This is a genomic window from Glaciecola sp. G7-5 (assembly GCF_055808975.1).
The window spans coordinates 4722322-4743703 of record NZ_CM147892.1 but is presented as its reverse complement, the minus strand read 5'-3'; the positions used below and the strand labels follow the sequence as shown (position 1 = coordinate 4743703).

Below are 21382 nucleotides of genomic sequence, written 5' to 3'. Positions count from 1 at the left end.
TTACATAGTATACCGTTATAAAAAAATCGCCGTTGTACCAAGCGGCGATTTTTTTTGTCAGCATTTTATACAGTTTTCAATGACTTGCTAGATAAATACGCTGACATAAAAAAAGCCAGTATTTTCACACTGGCTTTTTCATAGCGCGATTTTTAAGCTTATATCTATTCGTCTAAAAAGCTTTTAAGCTGTTCAGAGCGGCTAGGATGGCGTAACTTACGCAATGCTTTCGCTTCAATCTGACGAATTCGTTCACGAGTAACATCAAACTGCTTGCCTACTTCTTCTAAAGTATGATCGGTATTCATATCTATACCAAAGCGCATTCTAAGTACTTTCGCTTCTCTGGCTGTTAAGCCTGCTAACACTTCCTGAGTAGCATCTTTCAAACTTCCACCGGTTGCTGAGTCAAGAGGCTGAGTGATTGTGGTATCTTCTATGAAGTCACCTAAGTGCGAATCTTCATCATCCCCAATCGGCGTTTCCATTGAAATAGGTTCTTTGGCAATTTTAAGTACCTTACGAATTTTATCTTCAGGCATTACCATACGCTCAGACAACTCTTCAGGTGTTGGTTCACGACCCATCTCCTGCAACATCTGACGTGAAATTCGGTTTAGCTTGTTGATCGTCTCAATCATGTGCACTGGAATACGAATGGTTCTAGCTTGATCGGCTATCGAACGCGTAATCGCTTGGCGTATCCACCATGTTGCATACGTTGAAAACTTATAACCACGGCGATATTCAAACTTATCGACCGCTTTCATCAAACCAATGTTGCCTTCTTGAATAAGATCCAAGAATTGTAGACCACGGTTAGTGTATTTTTTAGCGATTGAAATAACCAAACGTAGGTTTGCTTCAACCATCTCTTTTTTCGCACGACGGGCTTTGGCTTCACCAATCGACATTCTGCGATTGATGTCTTTAATGTCAGGAATAACAAGACCGGTCTCTTGCTCTACCGCATTCATCTTACTGACGCAACGTTCTATCTCTTCTTTAAACTCAAGTACGCGTTCTACGTAGTCTTGTTTACCCTCTAGTAATTTGTGCAACCACTGAGTAGAAGTTTCGTTGCCAGCAAATGCTTTTATAAAATCCTTTCTAGGCATTTTGGCGTTCATTACGCAAAACTTCATGACTAAGCGTTCTTGAATGCGCACTCTGTCCATCATATTACGCATGTTTTTGACCATGCGGTCGAACTGCTTAGGCACTAAACGGAACTCTTTAAATATGTCGCTTAATGCGTTAATTTCTTTGCGGGCTGCTTTGTGCGAACGACCTTTGGACTCAATGACGTCGCGAGCAATATTGTATTGAACGCGAAGTTCTGAGAATTTCTCACGTGCAAGCTCGGGGTCAACAGAGTTGTCGACTTCTTCGTCTTCATCGTCTTCATCGTCGTCATCTTCGTCTAGCTCTTCTTCGGCCAGTTCTGAGCCTACGTGAGTAGCGGTAGGGGCAACATCGTCTTCATTCGGGTCAACAAAGCCAATGATGATATCGCTGAGTCTAATTTCTTCTGCTTCGTAGAGATCCCATTGATCAAGCAAATAGGTAATTGCTTCAGGATATTCTGCAACTGAGCATTGAACTTGGTTAATACCTTCCTCAATGCGTTTTGCAATTTCTATCTCACCTTCGCGAGTAAGGAGCTCTACCGTACCCATTTCGCGCATGTACATGCGCACTGGGTCTGTGGTGCGACCAATTTCGCTCTCAACAGTAGCTAAGGCTTGAGCAGCAGCTTCAGCAGCATCTTCATCAGTGGTGGTTTCTTGCATTAACAATTCGTCAGAATCAGGAGCTTGTTCAAACACCTGGATCCCCATATCGTTAATCATGCGGATGATGTCTTCAATCTGATCCGCGTCCACGATGTTGGCGGGAAGATGGTCATTGACTTCGGCGAAGGTTAAGTAACCTTGTTCTTTACCCTTGGCAATCAGGAGTTTTATCTGGGACTGCTTGCTTTGCACATTATACCTTAAACTTGAATGACCAAAAGCATACGGATATGCTTTGACCTTGTTAACTTAAGCGCGTTCTCGTGTTACAGATTTTACCAATAAGCAATTACGTAAAAAAACTATTTTGAGTAGCTGTTTTACCTGCCTGTTAGGCTAAATTCTATGACAAAACACACTTGTCATACCTCTTAAAATTCGAACTCGGTAGTTTAGCACGATTCGCACTCACATTTCCACTAAAAATGAATACTTACGCGAGTGGATAAAGTTCATATTTTATGCTGATTTTAGTCGCTAGGCCTTCACAATTAGGTGCTTTGTAAAGCCTTTCATTTGCAATGCGTTGAAAACTATTATGCTGGCTCATTAATTATCGGTAGCAAGCAATAGCGCTTTTAACTCTTCGTTTTCTTGTTGGTTCAGCGGCTGAAATTCTTGCTTTGCCATCAGCTCATCTAAACGTGCATTTACTTGCCATTTCACCAAGGTTGAAAAACAAGCGATATATTCTGCTTCCAAATCTATATTGTCTTCAATAGGCGCTGCAAATAGTTTACTTAAATGATGAATATGAGGATGCGCGCGAAAAGCCTCAAATAAATTTGCAGTATTTGCGTTAGGTACTTTTAAGCAATAATCGTGGATTTCTTCTAGCATCGCCAGGCCATTGATTTTGTCGTTACTCAAGCTAGACGGATTTACGATAGCAACTTCGCTAGCGAGTTTTGGCGACTCCAATAGCAGCCTTATCATCATACGCAGAGGAGATAACTTCACTTTTATGGGTGTTTGATAGTCAGTACGTTTTATTTTTCTGTGCTTATTTGCTTGTTTGATGTCAGCATCGTAGTCGTGGCCATCTCCCTCTTTGCAAATTTTCTTTAACTGCGCGAGCATCATGGTGCGTTGATTTTCGCCTTGGATCTGTTCTATTAAGGGGATGGCTTGTGCTTTCAAGGCAGCTTTACCTTCAATTGATGCAATTGAGTGCTTGGTGATTAATGCATCAAAAAAGAATGCAGATAATGGCTTTGCATCCGCAATTAACGTTTCAAATGCTTCTTTACCAATTTTGCGAACCATCGAATCGGGGTCTTCGCCATCAGGCAAAAACAAGAACTTCATGGCTTTACCGTCTTGCAAGAAGGCAAGCGCATTTTCGAGTGCTCGCCATGCAGCATCGCGACCAGCGCGATCACCGTCATAGCAACAAACTACCTCAGAGGTAGATTTAAACAGAGTTTGAATGTGGTCAGGCGTGGTGGCGGTTCCCAACGCAGCCACAGAATAGTTTATATCGAATTGGGAAAGTGCAACAACGTCCATATAGCCTTCAACCACCAATAAGCGGTCTAACTTGCGGTTTGCTTGGCGGCTTTGATAAAGGCCATAGAGCTCATAGCCTTTGTGAAAAATACGCGTTTCGGGGGAGTTTAAGTATTTGGGTCCATCATCATCGATAATTCGCCCACCAAAGGCGACAACGCGACCTCGTTTGTCATGTATAGGGAACATCACGCGGTGTCTAAAGAAATCATAGCGACGTTTATTGTCGTTTTCGTTGACGACTTTCAGCGCTATAAGACGCTCTATTGCTTTAGGATTTACACCAAACTTTGTGAGCACACTATCCCATTCGGGAGGCGCATATCCTATGCCCCAGCGCTTAACGACTTCACCACTTAAACCGCGGTTCTTTAGGTAATCTATTATTTGATTGGCGTTTTTATGCTGCTTTAGTTGTGACTCAAAAAACCGTGCGATTTGTTCCATTAAAACGTAGTCTTGTTCACGGTCGTTCTTTTCTTCTTGAGACTTTAATGGTGCGCCGCCTTGCTCGCGCGGCACTTCTAAGCCATATTGTTTGGCTAAATCTTCAACGGCTTCTACGAAATCAAGTCGCTCGTACTCCATGATGAAACTAATCACATTTCCTTTAGCGCCGCAGCCAAAGCAATAGTAAAATTGTTTTTCTTGAGATACTGAAAAAGACGGGGTTTTTTCATTATGAAAAGGACAGCAGGCCTGATAATTTCGGCCAGCTTTTTTTAGTTTAACGCGGCTGTCAACAATATCAACGATATCGCTGCGTGCAATAAGATCATCGATAAAACTTGATGGAATTCGCCCAGCCATAATTTTGCGTTAGCCTGTTTCTTAATTTAGTTTCGATTTTATTATGCCACTTACAGCGCCCATATCAGCACGGCCTTGCAGTTGACCTTTTACTGCCCCCATGACCTTACCCATATCTTTCATACCTTCTGCACCAGTGCTAGCGATGGCTGCATCAACGATATTATTTACTTCTTCAGGAGAAAGGGCTTGGGGCAAGAAGCGTTGTACAACTTCAATTTCATTTCGTTCTATTTGGGCTAAGTCTTCACGATTACCTTTAACAAACTGTGCGATTGATTCTTGGCGTTGCTTCACCATTTTAGTAAGTATTTGCAGTACATCGGTATCGGTTAATTCGATACGCTCATCCACTTCGCGCTGTTTAACCGCCGCTAACGCCATTCTTATGGTTCCTAGTGCAACCTTGTCTTTGCTACGCATCGCGTCTTTTTGCGCGTCTTTTAGTTCGTTAAGTAGTGACATAAATAGCTCCTTTCTATGCTATCTGAGTTGTTCGTTTTTTATAATGGTGCTAGAAAGCTAGTTTTGCAAGCACGGCATGTCGGGTTTTTACCGACAATGTTAAGCGGTTTTCGTTTAGCGTTATACAGTAGGCGTAAACGAAAACGGGCGTCTATAAAGACACCCGTTTTTAAGTCAGTTCGTGCTTGTATTAATTAATACAATTTAATGCGACGAGCATTCTCACGTGCCAATTTTTTCATGTGACGCTTCTTAGCAGCAGCTTTCTTACGCTTACGCTCCCAAGTTGGTTTTTCGAAGTATTCACGACGACGTACTTCAGATAGTACACCTGCTTTTTCACATGAACGCTTGAATCGTCTTAGTGCGATGTCAAACGGTTCGTTATCTCTTACTTTCACTATTGGCATTTTAAATGTTCACCTTTGAAATTAAATCTACCGGGCGCTTGTGGTGGAATCACTTGAAGACCACTCTTTAATTTAGAGACCCGGGCTAAAAATTGGTGCGAAATAGTACTGTTTATTTGAGTACTTGTAAACCCTAAATGCCAAAATATCTAAAATAAATAGGCTAAATGGAATTGCGCCTTAACGGGCTTATCACTCGCTGCGCAGCTGCTAAGGTTAGCATATTCGTAACTAGTTTTGCTAAGCTTCTAGTTTGCAGGCCATTGGCCTATCAGATCGAGTAGTACTTTATCTATCATGCGTTCAATGGCGGCGTTGTCTGACTGCAGTAGGGCAAAGGCGCGAAGACCTACAAATTGGTTTTGTAACCAGTCAGCAGCAAAAGCAACAGGAGTGGATTCAGGCAAGACTTTTTGTGAAATTGCCCTTTCAATGATGTCAGCAAAACAGCTGTTGAGCGATACCATTCCTTCAAGTACGGCTTTTTTAGCCATTTCGCCAATGAGATCTAGCTCTGTGATTGATTTTACTAACAGACACTGACGCATGTATCGCATTTCATCTGGGTTTATCAGTGCGCTTACAAAAAAATCGCGTAGCAATAGAAGCGGTGTGTCGCTTCTAGCAATGGCTTGCAAATTTTCTTTGCTGTTTTCAACGTATTGTTCAACAACTAACTTAAACAAGCCTTCTTTGCTTTGATATCTAGCATAGATACTTCCTGGGCGCATATCTAAGGCTTGCTGAATGTCACGCATACCTGCGCCCTGAAAGCCTCTTTTCCAGAATAAAACGGTGGCTTTTTCGATAGCGTCGTCCGGTGTATTTTTCATAACTCTATACTCAGATTACCCTTTATTTGAACACATGTTCAATTATCGCCTGAACGCTTCTTCAGGTAAACCCATTGCTGTTAAATATTATCCAAAAAAACAACTTTCATTTTGTTACCTATTTTTTTTGTCCACTTTAGCAAGCATATTTCGCAATAATCTACCTTATTTGAAATGATTTGAACGACTGTTCAAAATTAACTTGAACAGTCGTTCAAAAGCAGCTAAGATCTTTTCATCGTTTACTAGCTGGTGACTATAAAAAAGCAAGTAGGCCAAAATACTAAGCAAAAAGTTAAGCAAAAAATTAAAGGCTAACCGCCTTTTCAGTTCGTTCACATAATGAGGAGAATGACATGACAGACTTTACTTTACACAACAAAGACACCGCGCCAGAAGCGTCTAAAACATTACTAGATAATTCAGAAAAAGCATTTGGCATGGTACCAAACTTACATGCGGTAATGGCCGAAGCACCGACACTGCTCGAGGGTTATCAAGTGCTGCACAAGTTGGCGCAAGATACGTCATTTAACGCAGAGGAACTTACTGTCGTATGGCAAACCGTGAATGTTGAGCATGTATGTCACTATTGCGTTCCAGCGCACACCGGTATAGCGAAAAGCATGCAGGTAAGTGACGAGCTAATAGAAGAGTTACGTGATGATGCTACACTCTCTGATGCCAAACTCAACACGCTTAAACAAACCGTACTGGCGTTAACTCGCACAAGAGGGCATATTGAGCAGTCACAACTTGATGATTTTTATAGTGCAGGTTACAAGCACCAGCAGTTGCTAGAAATTATTTTGATTTTGGCGCAGAAGGTCATGAGTAATTACACCAACCATTTAGCCGAGACGCCTGTTGATGAACCATTCAAGAAGTTTGAATGGTCGCCTAAATAGGCTGAAATTAACTCGATGCTTTTTGCCCCTGCAAAAAGCATCGACGTTTACTACTAATAAAAAAGAGATGAGCCAAATCAAAGACTGGCTTGTCTCTTTTTTATTAGTAAATCTCAACCTCACCCGAAACTATCTAAATATCACTCAACCCAGACTTCGTGTTTGACCCAATCTACTTCCATTTCCCAATTTTCGGTCATTGGCGCATCATTTATCTTTGCAAAATTGAGGATCGCAAATAGGGGTTCAGGATAGTCATCACCTTGATCAACTACTCGGTAAATTTCTTTGTCATTTACTCGAAAAACAATATCGTTATTTAACCACTCAACAGAAAAATCATTAAATTCGTTTAGATTAGCGTACTCGACCGCCATTTCAGCTTGCCAATCACCGCCATCGCAGTAGCCAAGACTTTTAATGACGCGCGCGGCAAAATGGTTAGGACCACCGTCTGTATGATGCTCGAAAATATCAAGTTCACCAGATCCTGTCATTGGCCAACAAACAGTTTCATCCTCTTCTTGTACTGGAGGCTCGTTATTATAAGCGCCAAGTAACCACCAAGCAGGGAACATACCCGCTTGTCCACTGTTTGGCACGCGCAGTCTTGCAGTCCATTTACCTTTCACAAATTCCTTTTTATTTTTTGTTGCAATGCGACCTGCCACATATTGTGTATCTGGTTTTTGTTTGCCAGACTTGCTCATATTGCTGCAGGCTTGCTTTGTTCCAAGGTCAATGACTCTCAATTTTAGCGTTGAATTACTCACTTCTCTGGTGCCATGTTCACCATTTGGCACATAACACTGATCTTCGTTGTTAACCCAAAGCAGTTGGTCTTGCCAGTTATCTGGTTCAAACTTATCAAAATCATCAAAAAAATTTACTTGCCACTTACCTGAATTCACTTTAATTCCCTGTCCTTGACTGCTCGTTTCATTTGTATTGCTATGTTGTGATTGCGGTGTTGGTGAACATGCAACAGTAAAAGATAGTGCGCTTACAAAAAACAGCAACTTTTTCATTATAAGTACCTATGTGCGTAGACTAAAATATAAATTCATATCATGGGGCAGTATTGCGAAGCTTGCAACACGACACAGCGCGCGCAAAGACCTGTTGGTCGCATGAGAGCAGAATGCTCGCAATAATCAATAAAGTCATTAAAAGGTTTAAGTTTGCAAGTGATCTTGGTTTACACTATGGCGCTATAATTTACCCTGCACTAATTTAAAAGGTATTGTTTCGGCTATGAAAGTACTTGGTATTGAAACCTCATGCGATGAAACCGGCATTGCAATATATGATTCAGAACATGGATTGTTAGCGCATAAACTATACAGCCAAGTGAAGCTGCACGCAGATTATGGTGGTGTTGTGCCAGAACTAGCATCGCGCGACCATGTTCGCAAAATAGTGTCGTTAGTGCAGGCCTGCTTGGACCAAGCAGAACTTAATGCAGCTGATATAGAAGGTATTGCCTATACCCGTGGGCCTGGATTGATTGGTGCCTTGTTAGTGGGCTCGTCTATGGCTAAGGCCTTGGCCTATGCTTGGGAGGTGCCTGCAATAGGTGTACATCACATGGAAGGACATTTACTGGCGCCCATGCTAGACGAACCTAAACCCGCGTTTCCATTCTTGTCTTTGCTCGTATCCGGCGGTCATAGCATGCTGGTTGAGGTTCAAGGGATAGGGCGTTATGAAGTCCTTGGTGAATCGGTAGATGATGCTGCCGGAGAAGCCTTTGACAAAACTGCCAAGTTACTGGGGTTAGACTACCCCGGGGGGCCATTGCTGGCAAAGTTAGCTGAGCAAGGTCGCGGCGGCATTTATAAATTTCCTCGTCCGATGACCGATAAGCCCGGTTTAAATATGAGTTTTAGTGGTTTAAAAACCTTTGTTGCTAATACGATTAAAGCTGAAGCGTCTGATCCGCAAACACAGGCAAATATTGCCTATGCGTTTCAAGAAGCAGTGGTAGACACTCTACTAATAAAATGCAGAAGGGCGCTTCAGCAAACCGGTTTAAAACGAATTGTAATGGCCGGTGGTGTAGCGGCGAATAAAATGTTGCGCGAGGAATTTGCAAAAGCGAGCCAAAAAGACGGTTTTGAAGTTTATTATCCAAGTTTTGAGTACTGCACCGATAACGGCGCTATGATTGCTTACGCTGGCTGCAAAAGGTTGGTTGCAGGCGAAACAACGCCTTTAGACAGCAAGTCTATGCCGCGCTGGTCCTTAGAAGCACTAAGTGCTATCTAAAATCTTTGCCATCCCGCCAAGATACTATTCCTTTGAAGTGGTCAATTCATTGAGTCTGACGAGTGATTCTGACGTCCACTCATAAGCGTTTCCCTTTCCTTCGAGGAAACCTAGTCGCGTAAGAAAGGCATCGGTTTTAGAAAGAACATCTTCAAAGATTTTCTGACCTCCTTTGCTAATATGAAAAAATCCATGTTTTTGATTGCTATAAAAATGGGTTTCGCTGCTGTTGCCGGCTTGTTTCATTTTCTTTTGAAATGTCTTGATAGTGCTGACAGGGACGTGAATATCTTTTGTACCAAAAAATATGATTGTTGGGGGGAGATTTGGACGAATATTCTGCAGAGGGGATATGTCCTTCCAATAAGCTTCAACTCTTGCGTGCCCATAGCCTCCCGGGCCATTGTCATAGACCGGATTGAAAAGCACTAAAGCATTTGGGACGCTAGATATTAGGGCGTTTGGTGTGGCATCGATGTTTGCACACATTACTGTACACGCTGCAACATGGCCGCCGGCTGAGCCGCCGCCTGCAACAAGTTTATTTGGGTTAACACCAAGTTCTTGTGCATGCTCGCGTAGATAACGAATCGCTGACTTAGCGTCTTTCACAGATTCTTTTGGCGAAGTACCATGGCTTTTCTTCGTTCGATACTGCGCAGATACGGCAATAATACCGCGAGAGGCAAAGTATTTACTGTAGCCATAGAATTGCTCAGTATTGCCACTATTCCATCCACCACCGAAGAAGAACACGATAGTAGGAAGTTGTTGTTTAGAAAGATGACCCTCTGGATAAAAGATATCAAGTTTGAGTGGACTACCTTGCTCGGGCGTCGAGTAAGTTATGGTCTTATCGGGTTCATAGCCTAAGGTCCACGGCGCTTTAATGATTTCTAGCGCAGATAAGTTGCCTATTGTGCACATAGTGATTAGCGTGACTATTAACTTGAACAACCTAGAGCTGAAAGCATTGCGTATCATCATTTTTTATTCATCGGTTCTAAAAGGATAAGCGGGGAGATATTGTTCGTTGATTAAGTTCACATTAGGTTTCCCGGCGAACGCATATCTCACGTAAAGTGGCTGTTTAATTTCGAGTGAATGTAATACCACCGTTTCATTTTGAATTGTAGCCTCAGCGGACTTCCACTCACCTTTTTCATCAGCTAACCAGAAAGACCCAGGTGCCTTTCCATCACTCGTTTTTAGACCACTGGCATTACTAAAGTAGACGACGATGCGATCGCCTTTAGTTTCAACACGTTTCATCATGGGGCCTTGTGCTACGATATTGGGGTCTAGCGTAATTTGTGCTGCTTGAAGTGCAAGCCTTTGTCCAATAGGAAGCTTGTCTTTAGGATGAAGATTACTTATATCGCCTAGGTCAATAGTGTTAGTTACCTTGGTATGTGGCAACTTCAGAATCTTTAATTGTGAATCTCGTATCCAAGCCCAAGACTCGGCAGTAGGACTTTGCGGATCTATTTGTGCTTGCTTGACCGTACCCTTGCCATACCCTGGTAACATTACCACCATGAAATTCATATTGTCGTTTTGCCATTCTTGACGATAGCGAAGGATCCACTCGCTCAACACATCACCATATTCTTGCATCCCAGCTACGCGATGAAACCAATTCTCACTAGTGACTGTTGGCACACCCGACAAATAACGAGCATTGCGCTCACCTTGATACCAAACTAAGCCGCGCACCGCGAACGGTACCAATGGCTTCATCATCGCGTTGTACAATATATTAGGTTGACGCCGCAGGAAAACATCGTCTTTTCTAGACCAGCCACTTTCTTTCGCTAAAATTTCAGATATGCGCTGTTGAGTCTCTGTATCATCATCGAAATCCTGCATTATTTCGTTAAAATAAGGCAACTTGGAGGTCATATCTCTGGGCATCCAAGCCTCGATTGACGAACTACCCCAAGAGCTATGGATGATACCCACGGGTATGTCACCAAGTGCCTCTAAAAAGAATGCAAATGAAAAAGCGACAGCGCTAGTAGGGTGATTGTTTTGCCATGAGCCGCCCAACTGGCTTTCTTCTTTAAAGCTGACGTTGTGCGGGACTTCAAAACTTCGAATGTTATCTGCAAAGGGAGATAGCGCTCGTACTTCGGGCACCGCGGCAACTTTAAATTGCATATTGGATTGACCTGAGCAAATCCACACTTCACCAACGAGGATATCGTCAAGCTCAATTTGTGTAGTGCCGGCAATGGTCATGCTTCGCCCAATTTTAGACGCTTCTAAGGGATCTAGCACTACCTTCCATTCACCATTTGGGCCAGCTGTTGTCGTTTTAACTTGACCAGCAAAGGAAATTGCAATCTCTTCGCCTGGCGAGGCTAAGCCCCATATCGGGACGGGCATTTCTCGTTGTAAGACCATGTGATCTGAGAATAGATTGGACACTCGTAATTCTTGAGCGTTGAGCATTGAGCTCAGTAACAAAAAGGGCAAGGCACACATTAGTTTTTTGCAAACACTGCTTTGCGCAACATCAGTAAAAAAAGCCAAAACCTTACTTACGTACATCATCTATTAACGACTCTATCTCATCTGGGATGTACGAAGAGTAATACACCGGCCCATGCTCTGCAAGACCAACGCGTGCTTCTGCCGTGAACGAATCAAAACAAATGTTTATCTGGTAATTTACGTGGTAAAAAAGAATGAATGTGAGCTAGTTTAAAACTTGCTGCATACTTTCCATTTTACTTTTTTCACTAGAAATATAGCTTATCCACTGTTTAGCATGCTTGGCTGACTTTTCGTAGTTTTTAGCCTCTTCACAAGCTTCAATCGCTTTTATATACTTTTTCATTTTAAAGCGCGTCATTCCAAGCAATAACCAAGCCTCTCCTTCAAGCTTGTCGCTAAGACCTTGATCAAAACCTAAAATCAGTGATTCTTCGGTATGTTGCCATTGTGCCATATCAAAATGTAAATAAGCTTTTTGCAGGTAATTGTCACCTTCATCTGAACGTTTTGCAGCCTCACTCAAGCTAACAATCGCTTTTTCACGTTCGGCAGCCAAACGCCACGCCTGCGCCAGCATTTCGAAATTTTTACCAGTCGCTTCTATTTGCCCACTTTTAATTGCTTTTTCTAGCACAACAGCGCCTTTGTAGGGGTTTTCTCGGACATGTACAAGCTGGCTAAATTTCGTAGTTGCGAGCCTTCTGTAATTTTGCCGTCTTCATACAAGGATTCCATTAATACCGTTTGTTTGTCCAACCTGTCTAATTGCCCATATACTGAAGCTAAATACAGCATATAACTTGTTTTAGGGTAGTACTTAATCAGTTCTTCTAAAACGCCCCGCATCTTGTCCATTTGTCCTAATTCAAAATGCACGGCATTCAACAATAAAAGCAAATTTTCGTTAGGATTTTCTAAGTTTTCTATGGATAGCTTTCGCCCTTTAATCGCCGCTTCTAAGGCTCTGTCCCAGTCTTCTAGTTTATAATTGGCTTGCGCGAGCAAGGTATAATCAATTGGTTTTAGCTTTTCACCCGCTATTTCTATTATTTGTTCACAATAATCTCGAGCTTGTTCGAAATTTTCTACGACTAAATTGAGTTGAGCTAAGGTTTTTAGACTTTGTATATGCAAGGTTAATGGCATATTACCCGCCGCTTCTAATACTTTTTCAAATGACGCAATTGCCTTGGGCACATCTTCAGTGCGATAGTAAACTGAGCCCAATAGTGAGTAAATTTGTGCTTTTTCGTACTTAGAAGAACGTTTTTCAAGCAGTTCTTCTAATATTGAAACTGCTTCTTGATGTTGTTTTTCTTCAATCAACAAGTGCGCTTTTTCCATTTCTTTAAATACTTTTAAGCTAATGGAATATGATTTTTCAGCCGCAAACAATGGCGTATTTGGTATGCCCATGAGTACAAAAAATACGATGATTATAGTTACCCATTTCATTGTTTTACCTCTCGTTTCTCTAGCTTATAATCAAACATATTGCGCACATTAGGGACCTCAATAGCTTCACCATCAACTATTCTAGGTTTGTATTTGAATTTTTTTGCCGCACTAACTGATGATCTCATAAACACTTTAGGGCACAGTTCAGAAATCACTGTAACGTCCTTTGTCGCGCCTGTTGTGGAAACCGTAAATTCAACCATACACGTACCTTCTATGCCCTCCAACGATGCTTTTACGGGATAGGCTGGTGCTACTTTAACAATCGGCAAATACTCGCCATCACCTGTGCCGATGCCAACGCCTATGTCAACGCTAACGCTCGTGTTAGCGGTCGGAATGGAGACTGCCAATGAGGAGTCACTCATATTGCTTTGATCTGTTTGCGGCGTTGGCGGCGCAGGTGGTGTTTCTTGGGTTTTAGGCCGTTGTGGTTTAGGCTTTTTGCGCTGCGAGCTTTCTTCTCTTTTACCCGCACAAAATCTAAGATGTTTGCCCGTGAGCTATCGACTAACGCTTGCTGGCTCACTTCAATTAGCACATGCATGAATAAGGTCAAGGCACCTGCAATAATGACGCCTATCAACGACGCGATGCCTAGTCTTAACCAGAAAAACCCGTCGTTAAATTCCATCGTATGAATTAAATGAGAATTTTTCATAAGCTAACTTTTATCTGCGGCTAATGCGATGTCGTAAACACCCGCTTTGCGCGACGCATCCATTACTTTGACTAAGGTTTCGTTACGCGACATTTTGTCTGCTTGTATTACGACAATACCTTTAGGATTTTCTGCATGTAGTCTTTCGATGTTTGGTCTAAGGGCTCGTAAATCGACTTCTCGGCGATTGATCCAAACTTTATTGTTGGCATCTATCGCAATCAAAATATTCGCTTTCTCTTGCACCACAGTGGTTGATGCTTTTGGCGCATCTACTTCTATTCCCGATAACTTAACAAAGGTTGCGGTTACTATGAAAAATATAAGCATGATAAAAACTACGTCTAACATAGGCGTGATATCAACGCTAGCATCTTGTTCTTCGGCTTGATGAAATATAAATTTACGCATGTGCAGCATCCTTTACTTTGTTGACTGAAAGACTCTCTAAAAAGCGTAATTTCATCGCTTTAGCTTTGTCGATCAGATAGTTGCTGATCATTAATCCTGAAATAGCAACCACCATACCAGCCATGGTCGATACAGTCGCTTTTGAAACACCACCTGCTGTGGTGCGGGCGCTATTGTTTCCGGTTACGGCAAGCGCATCAAAAATTTCTAACATGCCCATTACAGTGCCTAATAAGCCAAGCAATGGGCAGACCTTTACAATGGTGCTAATAAGGGCAAGGTTGCGTGACATTTCTCGGTGTACTCTACTCACAAGCAACTGCCTAAATTGAGCTGTATGCCAATCTGACATGCCATCTCGTTGCTGCCATAAACTTCCAAGCAATTTTTCTTTATGCGGAAAGACGAAAAACAAAAACACCAGTCTTTCTAAAATCAAGGCCCACATTACGGCGGCCATGATGATGATAAGAAGTAAAATATCACCACCAAGTTCCAGCATATCGCCAAACCATGGAAACAAATTATCTATCCAAGCAAACATAAATCACTCCTACTGGTCATCTGCACGAAGTGCTATCAAGGCGACGGCTTCTTGCTCAATTATTTGCGTGATTTTAGTTGCCTTACTGCTAACCAAGTTGTGCAGAAGCAAGGTTGGGATTGCAACGACAAGGCCCAGTACAGTGGTGACTAATGCTTGTGAAATACCACCCGCCATTAGTTTAGGATCTCCCGCGCCAAACAAGGTTATAGCTTGGAAAGTTATGATCATGCCCGTTACGGTGCCTAATAAGCCCAATAGCGGCGCCACAGCGGCACTTATTTTTAAGAACGACAAACCTCTATTTATCGGCGGCACTTCTCTGAGCACAGCCTCTCCAAGTTTAATTTCTAGTTGTTCGAGTGTTTCTTTTTTATTATTCATATAGACCTGAATTATACGTCCTAGCGGGTTATCACTTGGTTCACGCAAATGGGCTAACTGAATGCGAATTTTACGATCCATTAGGAGCAAATAGATAAAGCGTCCGATTGCAAGTAACACAACCACTATGCCAAGGGTGACGATGACATATCCAATTACACCACCTTGCTGAACGCGCTCGCTAAGGTTTGGCGCCGCTCCCATCAAAGATATTAATTGTCCGCGAATGGGATCGATCGTAAAGGCTATAATTTCCCCGGGGCTTGAAGCAATTTGTTCAGCCCCACCCATGTAACGCGCAGAAGGCTGACGCGGGAATTCCACAATACGACCTGTTTCAGTAATGCGCTGAATGTATTTTTCATCAGATATGAGATTAAATGTGCCAACGCGAATAAGATCAGCTTCTACTTCTTGACCGTTTTGCAACAGAACGGTTTGTTTAGATTGCACCACTTTTCCTGATTCGGTCATTTCACGTTGCAATTCAAACCACAATTCTTCAATCTCTTTCACTGAAGGTAGTTCAGTAATTTGCCCCATTTTTTCAGAAAACCTATTTAGGCGTTGTGTTCTTTCTGGATAATGCATTTGAATTAACGAATTATCGAAAAGACCTTGGGTGTCATTGGCGACTAACTGCAACACGCCAAACAACTCTTTTAAAGAACCTAATCTTTCAGTCAGGCGTTGTTGAGCAAGGGTAATATCTTTTTCGTTTACTTCAAACTGTCGCTCATTTCTAAGACTTAATGCTTCAGCTTCCGCCCGGTCCTTTTTTATTTGGCGCAACATAGATTCTTGTTGATCTTTATTCTGTGAAAATGCTTGAATACGATTTTGGTTCAACTCTTGGTCTCGTCGGTTACCCTGTTTCACTTGTTCTAATAAATCATCGACTGATAAAGACTTTTGTTTTTGAGTGTTTGCTTGCGATTGGGCATCTTGTGCTTCTTTTGCATCTTGGGCCAAGCTCGTAAAACTGGTAAATGAGAGACTAGAAGTTGCTAATACGATCAGTAATATTTTATGTAAAGTAGTCATTAGCGCACCTCTATATTTGCCACAATTGGCAATGTAATCAATTCAGGAGAAATTTCTTCGCGTGCTATTTTTAAACCTTTGGTAATGTGTCGTATGTATTGGCGCTCGGTTAAGGGCTGCCAAGCATTACTCTCTTTATTCCAAAACCCTACGCGCTCTCCCGCAAGGTCACGGTACATTAGGCCGATTCTGCCTATCCGTAAAAAATCAACGGCAAACTTTTCTCCCATTAAATCAACGCGTCCTTTGTACGATTCGATGGTATAGCCATACTCGTTTTCTATTTGATATGCTTCAAATACACGTCGTGTCTTCTCTGAGGTTGTGTATTCAGCCTTGTTTAGTAATTCTTTTAAATCATTGACACGGGCAATGCGTTCGCTTTGCAGAAACGGCAAGTCAACCTCTACAAAATTTTCGAGGGCATCTATCATTCTCACAAGTAGCGGCATAATTTGACGTTCAATCAAGGTGACATTATTGATTGACGCTTTAATTTTACGAATTTGGGACTGCTGGTCATCTAACTGACGCTGGAGCATTGCGTTATACATATTGAGACTATCAAGTAACTGCAACTCATCCTGAAATTCTCTTTCCATGCTCTGAATATTTTCTAAGGTGTCGTCGATGGTTTTTTGAGACTCTTGGTTTTGTTTTAAACGATCAAGCCCCTCATCAACTAGCTGTTGTGTTTTTTCTTGTCCCCATGCTTGCATGACACAAAAAGAAGTGTGATGACCAATACTACGCGCAGATTTAACATATGTCCTCTCTCGATTGTTATTGCTTCCTATATTTATTAATAGGCGAATTAAGGAAATAGTCTAGCCCCAAAATGCTCAAATATTGTTCTAGATCATTTATTCGATAGATTTATGACAGTGTGGACAAATACTTGGGTGGCTTTTTTGCTTGGCTTCTTTTTGTTTGCGAAGCGCCGTAAATAGTACCTCTGCTTCTTGTTTATCTAGCCGTAAGGATCGCCTAACGTGATCAAGCTTTTCCAGGTCACTTAGCGCTAAATGACCTTGTGCTAACATGTCCATTACGCTGGTTCTAAACTGGACTCGGCGAAGCGACATTTGCTCAGTAAAACTGGATGCTAAAATACCCGCCGGTAAAGCAAACAAGGCAACGCCAATGAGAATAAACATGCCGGCGAAAAATTGACCGGCTGGCGTAATCGGAGAAACGTCACCATATCCCACCGTACTTAACGTAACGACAGACCACCATAATGCCGCAGGAATAGTGCCAAAGTGTTCCGGTTGTGCGCTATGTTCTAAGTGATACATAACGGTTGCGGCAACCACCATCACAATCATTAACATTCCTAATGCTGCAATAATTACTCGGTATTCTCGAGCGATAACAACTTGCAAGGTTTGCATGGCTACCGAATAACGACCAAGTTTCATCATGCGTAATAAGCGGAATAAGCGCAATACGCGTAGGTCCAAGGCTACAAACATACTTAAATAAAATGGCAAAATAGCCAAAAGGTCGACTAAGGACATGGGTCTAAGCATAAATTGCAATCGCTGACGCAGTGTCGATTTGTGACTATTTTCGTGGTTTTCTTCTAAGGTGCACGTCCATATTCTTGCAATATACTCAATGGTAAATATAACGACCGAAAACACCTCAAAGGCAAAAAATAGCTGATGATGTTGTGCATGCAGAGTAGGCATAGTTTCGAGCATAACAACGATGACATTAATAAATATTAGGCATATTAAAAACCAGTCAAACCAATAGCCTTTATGATTACCTTCGCCATAGGGTTGCAATATATAAAAAACAGTATGCTTTAGATTAGAGCTATTCATTTATTTCTCGCTATTTCAAATTGGGCTGTTAAAGAAAAACGGTACTATTAGCGTGTTTCCTTTGTAATTTAGTCAGTGTGTCAAAAGAGTAAAAGAAAAATAAGTGCTATGCATACACTATTCATCCACTATGCAGGGAGCGCACCTTGATGTCGCGACTTAATGCTGTTTTGTTGATTCGTATCAATGCCATAGTGCTATTTAGGCCTAGACTACATACAGCACTAATGCGTGTACGTTAAGGAAAAGTGATGACTAATAGAGTAGAAAAAATGCTTGCGCTTAAAGAAGAATTGAGTGTTCGCGTAGCTAAAATTAATAAAGATTTGCATAACCGTAAAACCAGCGGAAAGTTTTCTGACCAAGTGGTAGACCGGCAAAATGATGATGTATTGCTTAATCTTAAAAACGAAGCAGAACATGAGTTAGAACAAATAGAACATGCGCTTATTAAGCTCGAAAACTCAATGTACGGCAAATGCGAAAAGTGCCATGGCGATATTAGCCCTGAGCGTTTAGATGCGATACCGTTTGCAGCAAATTGTAAAGACTGTGGTTAATAATTACATCGTCGAATTATATAAATTGTAAAGCGTATGGATGCGCTTTAGCAGCAATTGCGTATATTATTAACGTCTTACATCAGTCTTCTGTTTGCTTGTCTTCAGAAGCCTTGCGGTCTTTCGCAATTTTATCCTCCTGTTTACTCAACAAACGCATAATATTACTTTTGTGTTTAAGGATAATCAGAGCGCAAAGTGTTGCCACCGCGTATGTATATTCGGGCTTAAACAAAAAGGTGTAGGCGGGCGCGAGCAATAAGGTTGAAATGGCTGCTAATGACGAAATGCGTGTAATCGCAAAAATGATTATCCAAGTGCCTAATAGGCAAAGGGCCAGCCACCCGTTGAGCGGCATCATTGCACCTAATGCCGTGGCAACAGCCTTTCCACCTTTAAAGCCAAAAAAGATTGGGTACATATGACCCACACAAGCACTTAATGCAACTAGGCTCAATACCATTGGGCTAAAACCCATTAAAAAGGCACTGTAGACAGGTAGCGCGCCTTTTAATACATCAAAAATAAACACCATTGCGGCGGCTTTTTTACCGGCTATTCTTAGCACGTTTGTTGTGCCGGGGTTACCAGACCCTTGCTGACGAATATCTGACTTCACAAAAAAGCGAGTGATAATGACCGCGCTTGAAATAGACCCAAGCAGGTACGCGCCAACAATAAAAAAAACCACCCATGTAGTCATGTACTTGACCTATAGGTTCGCGATACACTATGCATAGTTGACTTGACTAAACAAGCTTGCAATTTATGTAAGCCTTAAAAGTGTGTGTGAATGGACAAAGTGTATATAAATGGGCTTCAACTGTACACCCTCATTGGTGTATATGACTTTGAGCGCCATGCAAAGCAAAGAGTAATTGTAGATATTGAACTCCAAGCTAATCTCGAAACCCCAGGAAAATCTGACGACGTTACCGACACCTTAGATTATGGCAAAATTGCGCAGCGCATGGCCGATATTGCTGATGGCGCAAGTTATAAGCTTCTTGAAGCCTTGGCCGAGCAAATGGCCTCTACTTTATTAGCAGAGTTTGCGACAGATTGTGTCACGCTTACGCTTAATAAACCCGATATTTTAGATAATGTCACCGCGGTCGGGATAAAAATTACTCGCAAACGCAATAATGCGGGAAGCTCATGAAACATCAAATCCTAATTAGTGTCGGCTCAAATATTGACAAAGAGCACAATACAAAATGCGGTTTACAAGCATTACACCGGGATTTTGGTGAGCTCATTTTATCGACCATATATGAAAGTGAGTCGGTCGGCTTTGATGGTGACAACTTCCTAAATTTAGTTGTGCTCGCTTATACCAAGCGCTCTATTGCAGAAGTTTGCTCACGATTAAAAGGTATTGAAGATGAACATGGCCGTACTCGCGACAAAAAGTATGGCAATCGTACGCTTGACCTCGATTTATTGACCTTCGACAACGTCATTACTAGTGACCCTGTAGTATTACCTCGCGACGAAATTGAGTACAATGCTTTCGTTTTGCGCCCTATGGCTGAAATTGTTCCACAACAAATCCATCCTAGTACGCAAAAATCCTACGCTGTGTTATGGCAAGAGTTTTTAGCCCATAGCAACAATAAACAACAACGACTATGGCCATCTGGCTTTACATGGAGTGCATCTAAGCAATGACCATTTTTGAAATTATTATATTGGCGATTATTCAAGGCCTAACCGAGTTTTTGCCTATTTCAAGCTCGGCACATTTGTTATTACCCGCTGAAGTTTTAGGCTGGAAAAATCAAGGTCTTGCGTTTGATGTTGCGGTGCATGTTGGGAGCCTGTTGGCGGTGATGATTTACCTACGCGAAGATATTTGGCGCTTAAGTCTAGCTTGGTTTGGCCATGGCTTTAGCAAAAAGCAAAGCACTGATTCGCGTTTAGCATGGTGGATTGTTATCGGAACGATTCCTGCCGGTCTATTTGGTTTTTTGATGAAAGATTGGATTGAATTAAATGCACGAACAGCCCTCGTTATCGCCATAACAACGATCGTTTTTGGTCTGCTGCTGTGGTACGCAGATGCCACCGCCAAACAGCGTAAAAGCACCGACAAAATCACGCTAAAAGACACCTTACTTATTGGCGCCGCTCAAGCTATTGCTGTCATACCCGGTACCTCTCGTTCAGGTATAACCATGACCGCAGGTTTGTTACTTGGGCTCACCCGAGAAAGCGCAGCAAGATTTTCCTTTTTGTTATCCATTCCCATTATATTGGCAGCCGGTTTATTCGCAACCCTCGATTTACTGGCGGCTAAATCAGGTGTAGATTGGACGGCGCTTTTTTATGGCGCGACTTTTTCCTTCGTAGCAGCTTATTTATGTATATATTTGTTTTTGAGTTGGATTTCAAAAATTGGTATGTTGCCCTTTGTGATCTACCGCTTAATTTTGGGTGCCGTTTTACTCTATATAATCTACACCTAAGCGAGTAGGATTAACGGTAGATACCTTTTCAAACACAGGCCGCGCAGTAGTTGGCGGCTTCAGCTCAAATTCAGAATCTGTTAACGGAGTAAAAACATGGCAACAATCTTCACAAAAATTATTGAAAAACAAATTCCGGCCGATATTTTATATGAAGACGAAAGAGTGCTCGCTTTTCGGGATATAAATCCTCAAGCACCGATTCATTTTCTGGTTATTCCGAAGAAGCCTATTGCCACAACCAATGATATCGCTGAAGCAGATGAGGCGCTGGTTGGGTATATGCATCGTGTCGCTGCAAAAGTAGTCGGCGAACTTGGGGTGGCGGAAGAAGGGTATCGAACTGTGATGAACTGCAACGAACACGGCGGTCAAACAGTTTACCATATCCATTTGCATGTATTGGCTGGGAAACCACTAGGTTGGCCACCATACACCGACAACCTAAAAATAGAATAACACCATAACTTAGCGTCTCCAATTGCGTGTCGATTGGTGAATTCAGTATCAAGGATTGTTACA

At 42.1% G+C, this 21382-nt stretch carries 25 protein-coding genes; 7 read left to right on the top strand and 18 right to left on the bottom strand.

Annotated elements, in window-relative coordinates; all coding sequences use genetic code 11:
* Positions 1–164 precede the first annotated feature (164 nt).
* The 5 genes from rpoD to AC0L6H_RS20825 form a co-directional block, all read right to left on the bottom strand.
* Positions 165–1988 carry an RNA polymerase sigma factor RpoD gene (rpoD, locus tag AC0L6H_RS20845; RefSeq protein ID WP_473391303.1) on the bottom strand — a complete coding sequence of 608 codons (1824 nt, stop codon included), beginning with the start codon at positions 1986–1988 and terminating at the stop codon, positions 165–167.
* 357 nt (positions 1989–2345) lie between these two features.
* Positions 2346–4115: a DNA primase gene (gene dnaG / locus AC0L6H_RS20840; protein WP_473391302.1), complete on the bottom strand. Its 1770-nt coding sequence runs from the start codon at positions 4113–4115 to the stop codon at positions 2346–2348.
* A gap of 21 nt (positions 4116–4136) precedes the next feature.
* Entirely contained in the window at positions 4137–4580 is a 444-nt protein-coding gene (locus tag AC0L6H_RS20835) for a GatB/YqeY domain-containing protein (protein ID WP_473391300.1), read from the bottom strand.
* Between the two features lie 194 nt (positions 4581–4774).
* Positions 4775–4990, bottom strand: a complete 216-nt coding sequence (gene rpsU, locus AC0L6H_RS20830) for a 30S ribosomal protein S21 (RefSeq protein WP_070111889.1) — start codon at positions 4988–4990, stop codon at positions 4775–4777.
* 248 nt (positions 4991–5238) lie between these two features.
* Positions 5239–5823 carry a TetR/AcrR family transcriptional regulator gene (locus AC0L6H_RS20825; protein WP_473391299.1) on the bottom strand — a complete coding sequence of 195 codons (585 nt, stop codon included), beginning with the start codon at positions 5821–5823 and terminating at the stop codon, positions 5239–5241.
* Positions 5824–6179: 356 nt separating this feature from the next.
* Between AC0L6H_RS20825 and AC0L6H_RS20820 the strand changes: the two genes are divergently transcribed.
* A complete protein-coding gene (locus tag AC0L6H_RS20820) occupies positions 6180–6731 on the top strand; it encodes a carboxymuconolactone decarboxylase family protein (protein WP_473391298.1) in 552 nt (183 codons plus the stop codon).
* Positions 6732–6871: 140 nt separating this feature from the next.
* Here the strand turns inward: AC0L6H_RS20820 and AC0L6H_RS20815 are convergent, their stop codons facing one another.
* Complete coding sequence (locus AC0L6H_RS20815; RefSeq protein ID WP_473391296.1) at positions 6872–7759, bottom strand: glycoside hydrolase family 16 protein; 888 nt, start codon at positions 7757–7759, stop codon at positions 6872–6874.
* Positions 7760–7985: 226 nt separating this feature from the next.
* On the opposite strand from AC0L6H_RS20815, the gene tsaD reads away from it, so the two are divergent.
* Entirely contained in the window at positions 7986–8999 is a 1014-nt protein-coding gene (tsaD, locus tag AC0L6H_RS20810) for a tRNA (adenosine(37)-N6)-threonylcarbamoyltransferase complex transferase subunit TsaD (RefSeq protein WP_473391295.1), read from the top strand.
* Positions 9000–9023: 24 nt separating this feature from the next.
* Here tsaD and AC0L6H_RS20805 read toward each other — a convergent pair whose 3' ends face one another.
* The 11 genes from AC0L6H_RS20805 to AC0L6H_RS20755 form a co-directional block, all read right to left on the bottom strand.
* A complete protein-coding gene (locus AC0L6H_RS20805) occupies positions 9024–9986 on the bottom strand; it encodes an alpha/beta hydrolase (RefSeq protein WP_473391294.1) in 963 nt (320 codons plus the stop codon).
* A 3-nt stretch (positions 9987–9989) separates the two neighbouring features.
* Positions 9990–11429: a sialate O-acetylesterase family protein gene (locus AC0L6H_RS20800; protein ID WP_473391292.1), complete on the bottom strand. Its 1440-nt coding sequence runs from the start codon at positions 11427–11429 to the stop codon at positions 9990–9992.
* 271 nt (positions 11430–11700) lie between these two features.
* Positions 11701–12132 (bottom strand): hypothetical protein, encoded by a 432-nt coding sequence (locus AC0L6H_RS20795; RefSeq protein WP_473391291.1) that lies wholly within the window; start codon positions 12130–12132, stop codon positions 11701–11703.
* Entirely contained in the window at positions 12126–12953 is an 828-nt protein-coding gene (locus AC0L6H_RS20790) for a tetratricopeptide repeat protein (protein ID WP_473391289.1), read from the bottom strand. Before AC0L6H_RS20790 ends, AC0L6H_RS20795 begins: the two co-directional genes overlap by 7 nt.
* Positions 12950–13324 carry an energy transducer TonB gene (locus AC0L6H_RS20785; RefSeq protein ID WP_473391288.1) on the bottom strand — a complete coding sequence of 125 codons (375 nt, stop codon included), beginning with the start codon at positions 13322–13324 and terminating at the stop codon, positions 12950–12952. The genes AC0L6H_RS20790 and AC0L6H_RS20785 overlap by 4 nt, the downstream gene beginning before the upstream one ends.
* The gene (locus AC0L6H_RS20780) at positions 13321–13617 is read right to left on the bottom strand and encodes a hypothetical protein (protein ID WP_473391287.1); all 297 of its coding nucleotides are present in this window, start codon (positions 13615–13617) and stop codon (positions 13321–13323) included. The genes AC0L6H_RS20785 and AC0L6H_RS20780 overlap by 4 nt, the downstream gene beginning before the upstream one ends.
* A gap of 3 nt (positions 13618–13620) precedes the next feature.
* Positions 13621–14028 carry an ExbD/TolR family protein gene (locus AC0L6H_RS20775; protein WP_473391286.1) on the bottom strand — a complete coding sequence of 136 codons (408 nt, stop codon included), beginning with the start codon at positions 14026–14028 and terminating at the stop codon, positions 13621–13623.
* Positions 14021–14572 carry a MotA/TolQ/ExbB proton channel family protein gene (locus AC0L6H_RS20770; RefSeq protein ID WP_473391284.1) on the bottom strand — a complete coding sequence of 184 codons (552 nt, stop codon included), beginning with the start codon at positions 14570–14572 and terminating at the stop codon, positions 14021–14023. Before AC0L6H_RS20770 ends, AC0L6H_RS20775 begins: the two co-directional genes overlap by 8 nt.
* 9 nt (positions 14573–14581) lie before the next feature.
* Complete coding sequence (locus AC0L6H_RS20765) at positions 14582–16000, bottom strand: MotA/TolQ/ExbB proton channel family protein (protein WP_473391283.1); 1419 nt, start codon at positions 15998–16000, stop codon at positions 14582–14584.
* Complete coding sequence (locus AC0L6H_RS20760) at positions 16000–16719, bottom strand: DUF3450 domain-containing protein (protein ID WP_473391281.1); 720 nt, start codon at positions 16717–16719, stop codon at positions 16000–16002. The genes AC0L6H_RS20765 and AC0L6H_RS20760 overlap by 1 nt, the downstream gene beginning before the upstream one ends.
* A gap of 144 nt (positions 16720–16863) precedes the next feature.
* Positions 16864–17832: an ion transporter gene (locus tag AC0L6H_RS20755; protein ID WP_473391280.1), complete on the bottom strand. Its 969-nt coding sequence runs from the start codon at positions 17830–17832 to the stop codon at positions 16864–16866.
* Positions 17833–18083: 251 nt separating this feature from the next.
* Here AC0L6H_RS20755 and AC0L6H_RS20750 point away from each other — a divergent pair, with 251 nt between their 5' ends.
* Positions 18084–18392, top strand: a complete 309-nt coding sequence (locus AC0L6H_RS20750; RefSeq protein ID WP_473391279.1) for a TraR/DksA family transcriptional regulator — start codon at positions 18084–18086, stop codon at positions 18390–18392.
* Positions 18393–18474: 82 nt separating this feature from the next.
* Here the strand turns inward: AC0L6H_RS20750 and plsY are convergent, their stop codons facing one another.
* Positions 18475–19095 (bottom strand): glycerol-3-phosphate 1-O-acyltransferase PlsY, encoded by a 621-nt coding sequence (gene plsY / locus AC0L6H_RS20745; protein WP_473391278.1) that lies wholly within the window; start codon positions 19093–19095, stop codon positions 18475–18477.
* A 90-nt stretch (positions 19096–19185) separates the two neighbouring features.
* Here plsY and folB point away from each other — a divergent pair, with 90 nt between their 5' ends.
* The 4 genes from folB to AC0L6H_RS20725 all read left to right on the top strand — a co-directional run bounded on the left by folB (position 19186) and on the right by AC0L6H_RS20725 (position 21319).
* On the top strand, positions 19186–19554 hold the full coding sequence (folB, locus tag AC0L6H_RS20740; RefSeq protein WP_473391276.1) for a dihydroneopterin aldolase: 369 nt from the start codon (positions 19186–19188) through the stop codon (positions 19552–19554).
* The gene (gene folK, locus AC0L6H_RS20735; RefSeq protein ID WP_473391275.1) at positions 19551–20063 is read left to right on the top strand and encodes a 2-amino-4-hydroxy-6-hydroxymethyldihydropteridine diphosphokinase; all 513 of its coding nucleotides are present in this window, start codon (positions 19551–19553) and stop codon (positions 20061–20063) included. Before folB ends, folK begins: the two co-directional genes overlap by 4 nt.
* Entirely contained in the window at positions 20060–20860 is an 801-nt protein-coding gene (locus AC0L6H_RS20730; protein ID WP_473391273.1) for an undecaprenyl-diphosphate phosphatase, read from the top strand. The genes folK and AC0L6H_RS20730 overlap by 4 nt, the downstream gene beginning before the upstream one ends.
* A gap of 96 nt (positions 20861–20956) precedes the next feature.
* Positions 20957–21319 (top strand): histidine triad nucleotide-binding protein, encoded by a 363-nt coding sequence (locus tag AC0L6H_RS20725; RefSeq protein ID WP_473391272.1) that lies wholly within the window; start codon positions 20957–20959, stop codon positions 21317–21319.
* Positions 21320–21382: the final 63 nt, after the last annotated feature.